Source organism: Microbacterium sp. NFH-22A-Y (assembly GCF_021401375.1).
In the GTDB taxonomy this organism is placed as follows: Bacteria; Actinomycetota; Actinomycetes; order Actinomycetales; family Microbacteriaceae; genus Microbacterium; species Microbacterium hominis.
In genome coordinates, this window is sequence record NZ_JACBGF010000009.1 from 1 (window position 1) to 1743 (window position 1743).

Genomic DNA, 1743 nt, shown 5'->3' on the forward strand with positions numbered 1-1743 from the left:
CAGGTGTGACGCAGGAAGGTAGCCCAACCCGGGCGATGGTTGTCCCGGGGCAAGTGCGTAGGCCGAGTCATAGGCAAATCCGTGACTCTTACAGGCTGAGACACGATGCGGATAAAAAGTGGGTGATCCTCTGCTGCCAAGAAAAGCATCGACGCGAGGTTCTAGCTGCCCGTACCCCAAACCGACTCAGGTGGTCAGGTAGAGAATACCAAGGAGATCGAGAGAATCGTGGTTAAGGAACTCGGCAAAATGCCCCCGTAACTTCGGGAGAAGGGGGGCCATCCACTTATATGAGCTTGCCTCAAAAAGGGTGTGGTGGCCGCAGAGACTAGTGGGTAGCGACTGTTTATTAAAAACACAGGTCCGTGCCAAGTCGCAAGACGATGTATACGGACTGACGCCTGCCCGGTGCTGGAAGGTTAAGAGGACCGGTTAGCCGTAAGGCGAAGCTGAGAATTTAAGCCCCAGTAAACGGCGGTGGTAACTATAACCATCCTAAGGTAGCGAAATTCCTTGTCGGGTAAGTTCCGACCTGCACGAATGGCGTAACGACTTCCCAACTGTCTCAACCGCGAACTCGGCGAAATTGCACTACGAGTAAAGATGCTCGTTACGCGCAGCAGGACGGAAAGACCCCGTGACCTTTACTACAGCTTGGTATTGGTGTTCGGTGTGGCTTGTGTAGGATAGGTGGGAGACTTTGAAGCGGTGACGCCAGTTACCGTGGAGTCATTGTTGAAATACCACTCTGGTCACTCTGGATATCTAACTTCGAACCGTAATCCGGTTCAGGGACAGTGCCTGGTGGGTAGTTTAACTGGGGCGGTTGCCTCCCAAAAAGTAACGGAGGCGCCCAAAGGTTCCCTCAACCTGGTTGGCAATCAGGTGGCGAGTGTAAGTGCACAAGGGAGCTTGACTGTGAGACTGACAGGTCGAGCAGGGACGAAAGTCGGGACTAGTGATCCGGCAGTGGCTTGTGGAAGCGCTGTCGCTCAACGGATAAAAGGTACCTCGGGGATAACAGGCTGATCTTGCCCAAGAGTCCATATCGACGGCATGGTTTGGCACCTCGATGTCGGCTCGTCGCATCCTGGGGCTGGAGTAGGTCCCAAGGGTTGGGCTGTTCGCCCATTAAAGCGGTACGCGAGCTGGGTTTAGAACGTCGTGAGACAGTTCGGTCCCTATCCGCTGCGCGCGTAGGAAATTTGAGAGGATCTGACCCTAGTACGAGAGGACCGGGTTGGACGAACCTCTGGTGTGCCAGTTGTTCTGCCAAGAGCACCGCTGGTTAGCTACGTTCGGGATGGATAACCGCTGAAAGCATCTAAGCGGGAAGCCGGCCTCAAGATGAGATTTCCATGCCTTCGGGCGAGAGGCTCCCAGCCAGACTACTGGGTTGATAGGCCGGATGTGGAAGCGTGGCAACACGTGAAGCTGACCGGTACTAATAAGCCGATGACTTGATAACACACCGTTTTGGTGCTTGCGTCCACTGAGTGGTTCTCGATGTACGGTCGAGAACTGCACAACTGATCTTCGATCGTTGTGTGCTTGATGAAACATCAATAGTGTTTCGGCGGCCATAGCGTGAGGGAAACGCCCGGTCACATTCCGAACCCGGAAGCTAAGCCTCACAGCGCCGATGGTACTGCAGGGGGGACCCTGTGGGAGAGTAGGACACCGCCGGACTTCATTTCAGGAAATGGCCACCCAACGCTGGGTGGCCATTTCCCGTTAACAGAC

Annotated in this window: 2 rRNA genes; both read left to right on the top strand. The window is 54.8% G+C overall.

What is annotated here, in order from left to right:
* Positions 1–1468 (top strand): 23S ribosomal RNA (locus tag L0965_RS16460); the annotation flags it as partial.
* A 104-nt stretch (positions 1469–1572) separates the two neighbouring features.
* Positions 1573–1689: ribosomal RNA gene (gene rrf, locus L0965_RS16465) — 5S ribosomal RNA — on the top strand.
* The last annotated feature ends 54 nt before the right edge of the window (positions 1690–1743 follow it).